This window comes from Schlesneria sp., assembly GCF_036405755.1.
Taxonomy (GTDB): domain Bacteria; phylum Planctomycetota; class Planctomycetia; order Planctomycetales; family Planctomycetaceae; genus Schlesneria; species Schlesneria sphaerica.
Genome location: NZ_DASWWZ010000388.1, coordinates 1 through 6,931 on the forward strand (window position 1 = coordinate 1; position 6,931 = coordinate 6,931).

4 protein-coding genes and 1 pseudogene are annotated in these 6,931 nt (G+C 56.9%); 2 read left to right on the plus strand and 3 right to left on the minus strand.

Annotation, left to right across the window (positions count from 1 at the left end):
• A pseudogene (locus VGE80_RS13495) lies at positions 1-664 on the minus strand (hypothetical protein); the annotation flags it as partial.
• A gap of 86 nt (positions 665-750) precedes the next feature.
• Entirely contained in the window at positions 751-2,682 is a 1,932-nt protein-coding gene (locus tag VGE80_RS13500) for a vWA domain-containing protein (RefSeq protein WP_440593039.1), read from the minus strand.
• 648 nt (positions 2,683-3,330) lie between these two features.
• Between VGE80_RS13500 and VGE80_RS13505 the strand changes: the two genes are divergently transcribed.
• Entirely contained in the window at positions 3,331-4,092 is a 762-nt protein-coding gene (locus VGE80_RS13505; protein ID WP_440593040.1) for a DUF2334 domain-containing protein, read from the plus strand.
• Here VGE80_RS13505 and VGE80_RS13510 read toward each other — a convergent pair.
• Positions 4,001-5,278 carry a glycosyltransferase gene (locus VGE80_RS13510; RefSeq protein ID WP_440593041.1) on the minus strand — a complete coding sequence of 426 codons (1,278 nt, stop codon included), beginning with the start codon at positions 5,276-5,278 and terminating at the stop codon, positions 4,001-4,003. The two genes, VGE80_RS13505 and VGE80_RS13510, sit on opposite strands and share 92 nt — an antisense overlap.
• A gap of 423 nt (positions 5,279-5,701) precedes the next feature.
• Between VGE80_RS13510 and VGE80_RS13515 the strand changes: the two genes are divergently transcribed.
• A partial coding sequence (locus VGE80_RS13515) for an MFS transporter (RefSeq protein ID WP_440593042.1) occupies positions 5,702-6,931 on the plus strand: 1,230 nt, incomplete at its 3' end.

The window sequence follows — 6,931 nt, forward strand, 5'->3', positions numbered from 1 at the left end:
TTTTCAGCTTGGCATCCGACTTCTGCACGATTCCCAGTTCGTCATAGACTTTGTAGAAGCGTTCGCGGATCTCTTTCTGATCGTCGGTCATACTTTCAGATTCATCGAAAAGCCAAACAACCAGCAGCTTTTGTTCTCGCATCAGCCGAACGAGTTCCTGGGTCATCTGGCCGAGCGCCGCGCCGTAGCCTTCCACGACCCGTCCGATATCGCCGGTCACCTGCCCCGACCCCAAATCGTCCGAGATAATATTGAGGCCCGGGAGGCTGATGTTACCCACGTTGACTTTGACGGTCGGTTCCTGCAGGCTCGACGCTTCCTCGAGCTTCTGCTGCGCGACAACAGGTCCTCCGCTCCCCCCCGTTGCCAGTCCGCTCGTCGCCATCGCCCCCGCAACGTAATTCACGGTTTCAGCCGCTTCGGTCGACTGTTCTACGTCTTCGTTAAATTCTTCTTGAGCCCGTTCATCCGTGAAAACAGAATCCACAATCATCTGCAACTGGTCCATCGGACCTTTGAAGACAATGAACGACAATGCCACGAGAGCGGCAGCGTGAATAAAAAATGAAACCGCCAGACCAGAAAGTACGCTGGAAGGGAAATTTCGAGACGCAGGTCGACCTTCGGTTTCGGGATGTCCGTCTGTCGGGGTGTGGGAGTTCATATCTGGACTCTCGAACATGAGTAGATCACTCGGATTCCGACTGCAGCAGTCTGCCAACAGGAGTTCCCCTGAGCTAACCGGAGCTCTTAGATGTCGCGACGGACAGGTTCAGGAGGAGCTTCTTTTTTCGTCTTTTTCTTGGTCACGGGATCGGTGACTTCGATAAATTTCGGACCCGCCTTCTGATTGCCGGCGGTCATGACGGGATTAGGGTCATAATGAGATTCTTTCCACTCCCATCCCATCGGCACGCTCTTTTCCCGTTCGGCGAGCAGTGCCCACGGTGTCCCGGGATGATCGTCGATCACCTGACTCAGGTACTCGTTGGCTTTCGCGGCCATCTTCTTTGTGGCTGCTCCGGATGTAATTTCTTTTGACGGAACTAAGTTCCATTTATTACTGCCCGGGGTCTCGAATCGTTTGGGATTCGACTTCATTTCCGCCAGCATGGTGTTATAGCCAAATGCACGGACTCGAAGAGCCAGCGTGCGGCCCATCGCCAGATCGTAGCTCGCCTTCCAGCGTGCTTCCTTGATCTTTGCTCGATCCTTTTCACCCTGCTCAAGCACGCGCAACAAGGTGTCCAGACTTAAGTCCAGATCCGCGATCGGCTTCTGAGCTTCGGTCAGTTCCTGACGCAGCACCGTATCGTTGTCAGACTTGAAGTCGAGCCGCGGCATCGAAATGCTGAGTACCTTGCGGCGTTGCGTCTCACTAACGACGGCGGCGCACGCCTCCACCAGAGACGATTTCGCCTTGTTTTTGCGAAGATCCTGTTCGAGCATCGGGATTGGACGATAGTCCGGTGCATAGTTTCGCATGACAGCGGGATCGAATCGGTGCTGGCCGCGTCCGTTATCCGCAATGAAATAGAGCCCATTTGTTTCCGCACAGAGTCGTGTCAGACCGTACGGACCAAAACCCGAAGACATGTCATCGAGGTCATAACTGTTGGCACCCCAGAACCCCAGTCGGACCAGCTCCGGGAAGAACGATTCAGGGCCTTTCTGCATCACCCCGATCACCATTTCACCCGTTTCCAGCTCGAACTGAGTTTCGACAGTTTCCCGGCCGAACGGGGCGGAATCCCCGACGCAGTAGCACCGCATCTGGTACTTGCTGCAGTTCGCGATCGCCTGTTCCAGTTGAGCCGAATCGGAACCCGCCTCATCCGTCACGACGATGAGCATGACGCGGTTGTGCTTGTCGCTCTGCGACTTGTATCTGTTTGCAACCTGATTCACGGCAGAAAAGGTATTCTCGATCCCCGAAGAGTTCGTCTCTGACTTGATCTTCCGGACAACTTTGACGAGTTCAGCGGGATCATCGACTGGCTTCTCCGTCACGATCGTACACTTCTCGTCGAAGATCGCCACAGCGCTGCGGAGCGCCGTATCCGCTCCGACATCAAGCTGGGTCAATTGCTTATAAACATTCTCGACACGGTCCGCGATCTGGGCTCGCCGCCCAGACAGGGATGGAGAAACGTCGAACAGCCACACTACCAGCGTTTTCTTTTCGCGCAGGGAGTTCGCAATCTCCCACGAGAGACGGTCGATCGCCCCTTCAACTCCCCCCACATGTTCGGTCGCGCCTGAGGTAGCCACTGCCGCCAGCACGTCCGACTTGGCGGGTTGCGGAAGTTCGTCCACCACAGGTGTGGCGACGGTGAAGTTGGAATCGACTGTCTTTTCAATTTCAACCTGGGCATCTTTTGACAGGACCGTCGAGGCCTCTTGCGATGCCGAGAAGGTGTTGGCATCCCCTTCGTTCCCGACTTGTTCGCTCATCGCAGTATCGAATTTATGCTGCAGAGGATCGTCGTCTTCCTGATCCATGACGGTGGTGATGGTCGACATCAGGTCAACTTTTTGAGCGAGCTTAATCAGCCCCAAAGTTCCCAGAAAAGCGACATGCAGAGCCAGACTGATGAGACACGCCAGCAGCAGCGAACGAGGAATCCGAGTGCTCTCGACCTGCATTTCAAAAACTTCAGGCTGTGATGCATTTGTGCTCACGAGCAGCTCCTGTATTGACGTATCTCGTCGCGAAGTCAGCAATCTGGAAGAAAAGTCCCGCTTCCTCTTCCCCGTTCACCAAAGTCCAATCTACTCCGTCGCATAGGTCCATTCAATTGCTGCACTCGTTTCAACCGATTCCGCTGAAGCAATTCTCCGCCGTCTCTCCCCACCGAACACTGGCTCAGTGGAGGCTCCATCCGCAGCCCCGGGCCAGCGCGACTCCCTCAAGAAGATCGCTCTAGCAATAATACCTCCGATACCCCGAAAAAGTTCGTTTTTGCGGGTCATCCAATCCCCTGACCCAAATTTCTGACCTGCTGTTGTCCGTATCGCCCTGGAATTTCGCCCCTGCGGCGCCCGGACCGACCGCGATCCGGGAGTCACGTTGCCTCGCCTTCCGATCCCGCTATGAATCCGTTGCAGGGATGCGACGGATGGGGTGGTCGATCTCGATGGACCTGCTGCAGCAGATGCTCCCTCCTTATCAAAGGTACAGTCTGCGGTCCTCTATTTCTGTGTCTCGTCGGATTCTTTTCGGTAGCGACTCAATCGCCAGCCCGCCCCAGTCGAATTCAGAGGGAATCCAACGGCACCGTCGGCGTCATCGGGTCAACGACCGACAATTCATCCCGCGATCTGGCAGGAATGATGAGCGAACCAATCACTCTCGACTATTCTCGCGTCTTTTGCGTGATGCTGCACGATGTGGCCCCGATTTACGAGCGGCACGTGGCTCAATTCACTTCCACGCTGGCGCCGCTGATCGGAAATCAAATGTCAGCCGCCGTGGTGCCCTGCTGGGATGGGGAGGAACTGACAGAAAAAGACCGGCCATTCCTGGAACGCGTGAAAGCAGAATACGGCAACATCCAGCTGCACGGGTTTGAGCATTTTCGTCGCAAGGGAAGCGGCTGGGTCTCACGCATTGCCGATGGCAAGGACGAGATGAATGGGCTGGACGACGCCGAAACGGACTGGCGACTGGCAGAAGGACAGAAGATTCTGACCCGCTGGTTCGGTGAACCCGCGCGAGGTTTCATCGCACCGACTTACAACATTGGTCTGGCGACCCCGGAACGACTCGCACGGTTCGGAATGCACTACACCGTCGGGTACAAACGTGTTATTACGTCGGACGGCCAGCAACTCCCTCTTTCTTCCTGGATTTGGGACGTCTCGCCGATTCGTTTTCTCTGCCGCCTCGGCTACCGGTACGGACAACTCCAATACCGGTTTCGTCGTCAGGCCTGTCCCTGCGTCGTGCTTCATCCCCTTGACTTGGACCGTGGCTTCCTGCCTCAGATCGAGCGCACCGTTAAGAGACTGCTGCGTGCGGGGCGACAGCCGATTCTGCTCGAATCTCTCGGTTTGGGGCAGCCGCTGCAACCGAAGGCGACTGCGGTGTGACCAGCCGGTTGGCTGTAAAGGCCGCACCGCGCCAGTAAGTTCTGACAATTCCCGCTCGTGCCAGCGCTGCCCGCAGTGACGCGGCAATCGCAAATGCCCGGCCCACGGGAGCCAGTATCGCCACAGACACCGGTGCACCAATTAAACGATAGACGGTGAAATCCAGACCGGTTCGACACAGATACGCCCACAGAAACGCCGGCATCGCTCCCCGGGCAAAGTAGCTCAAGTCACCCGTACGGACCACGTGTACCGCCCCGAGAATCACGGCGCAAAGCGGGAGATAGGTCATAATCGACATCCGCAGCACCGTGGTCATCAACTGCCGAATCGTCAGCGCCCCGGCCAGGATCCGGCTCCAGCCATCCCATGACTCCCGCATGCTTCCATAAGAGCGTGTATTGTAGAATTTCAAAGCCTGGGCGAGCCCCGTTCGGTAGCCGGCTCGTTTATAGGCACGGGCCAGTTCGAAATCTTCACTCACCTTTGTCCGTACGGTAGACCAGCCCCCCAGTCGCTCAAACGCGGCACGGTCTGTCAGAATAAACGCGCCGTTGGCGAAGGTATCGGGCCAGTCAGGATCCTCAACCCGTTCAGGGCGCAACCATTGCAGAACGACTTCCGAGCAGGCCGGGACAACAAGCTGTTCCCTCAGCGAAGGCATCGTGTAGCAGGCCCCGATCGTGAAGAAGTTCAGTCCCCGGCTCTCAAATTCGCTGACGGCGGTTCGCAGTGCCGATGGTGCGAGAAACTCACAATCCGAATCCGTGAACAGCAGCAATTTTCCCGTCGCGAGTGCCATCGCACGATCCAGTGCGTGAGGTTTGCCGAACCAGCCTTCCGGCAGTGATTCGATGTGTAAGACACGCACCTGATCGGGAAATTCACGGGACAGTCGATCGAGAATCGTCGCCGTTTGATCCGTACTGCGGTCATTGACTGCGATCACTTCCAGGTCCGGATAGTCCTGCCTCAACAGTGATCGAATGCAGACTTCAACGCAGTCCTGTTCATTGCGGGCCGGAACGATGACACTGAGTCGTTGCGGATTTGCCTGAGTCGTTCCCGGAGGAAGCGGCCTTAAAATCTTGTGCCGATTACGGTTGGCCTTAATGACGACCGCCAGAACGGCGCACCATGCCGTAGCGATAAGCCAGGCAACAAGCTGGACGGGGAACGAGTTCATAGGAGACCTGAACGGTATTTCGAGCGGCATTCCAAAAGCAGCGACGCATGCCACCATCTCGAAATTGGACAAACGGAATCAGACTGTCGCTCAGAGAAGCCGATGACTTCTTCAGAGCCACCACGCTGCCGAAACCTAGGTCGTAATTGACTGAATGCAAATTAACGATTCTGGCAGTCAGTGAAATTAAGCATTCTGAAGCGATGACCCGCCCCTTGCGGGAGTTTGGCGTCAGGCAAAATGAGAGGATTTCCATAGGTCCATCGAACTTGTACAGAGACGGTCAGAGCCGTCAAAAACAGTACTTCAATGGTCCTTGCAAGAAACCAGGATTGTCGTGTGGATTGCACCGGCAGTGAGTTCACTAACGAATTTGCAGAATGTCAGCACACCGTCGAGATCCCTGAGTCAGAGGATGGGTGAGTGCCAAACGCGTCGACGCACGAAACGACTCGCACGGGGACCCCTTCGGCGTCCCTCGTTCTTCTGGCGTTCCTGGGATTCATCAGTCTGGGATTGCCGGACGCAGCCATTGGCGTCGCGTGGCCGTCAATCCGTGACACTTATCAACTTCGGCAGCCAGCTCTCGGACTGCTGCTGGTGGTCTCTGGCCTGGGTTATCTCGCGAGCAGTTTTACATATGCGCGATTCGGCCGTTCCTGGCAGATCGGGTGGATTCTGAGTGCGAGCACGGCCATGGTCGGGCTGGCCATGCTGGGATTTGCCTGCTCTCCCTGGTGGAGCGTCGTGCTGCTGTGCAGTTGCCTGCACGGCCTGGGCTCCGGAGCGATCGACTCAGGACTCAATGGCTATGCCGCACAACATCTTCCGGCTCGACACGTCCTGTGGCTGCATGCGTTCTATTGCGCGGGGGTCATCTCAGGTCCGCTTGTGATGGCGTCCGTCTTTGCACGTGGTCAAACCTACCGGCAGGGCTACTTCTGGATCGCGTTGCTGTTGTTAACGCTGTCACTGATCTTTCGCCTTGGCGTGACACAATGGAAAGGTGTTACCTCCGCAGCATCCTCGTCCGACTCGAGCATCAGTCTCACGGCGGCCCTTGGACATCGGATTGTTCGTCTGCAGATACTGGCATTCTTCCTTTACACAGGGCTGGAAGTGGCAGTCAGCCAGTGGACCTACACCATCCTGACAGAGCACCGAGGTGTCTCTTCGGTGGGGGCAAGTGCCGCAGTCGCCCTGTATTGGTCAGGGCTGCTCTGCGGTCGGTTGCTCGTGGGAAATATCGTCGAGACGGTGGGCTGTGATCGCCTGGTACGCTATTCCCTTCTCGGGGCGTCATTCGGAGGAGTCCTGTTCGCGGGCTCCCTCTTCCCGATCGAGGCATCGCTGTTTGGCCTTGGTCTGGTAGGACTGGGATTCGCCCCGGTTTTTCCTTGCCTGATGACCAGGACCCCGAGTCGGCTCGGACAGGAACTGGCAACCGCCGCAGTCGGACTTCAGGTCGGTTGCGCGATGTCCGGCGGCGCCGTCGTTCCCGGAATCACGGGAATGATCGCCGACCGGTGGGGTCTGGCGCCAGCGAGCGGCACACTTGCGGCCCTGATGATCGCCTTGTTCCTCCTTCATGAGGTCCTTCTCGTCCTACCCCGGCCGCAGCCGGAACAAGACGTCGCGGTCAATCAGCTCGAG

What these genes read in the sequence shown, in the direction of transcription:
- VGE80_RS13510 (WP_440593041.1), bottom strand. Translation starts at nt 5,278, where the DNA reads ATGAACTCGTTCCCCGTCCAGCTTGTTGCCTGGCTTATCGCTACGGCA.
- VGE80_RS13505 (WP_440593040.1), top strand. Translation starts at nt 3,331, where the DNA reads ATGATGAGCGAACCAATCACTCTCGACTATTCTCGCGTCTTTTGCGTG.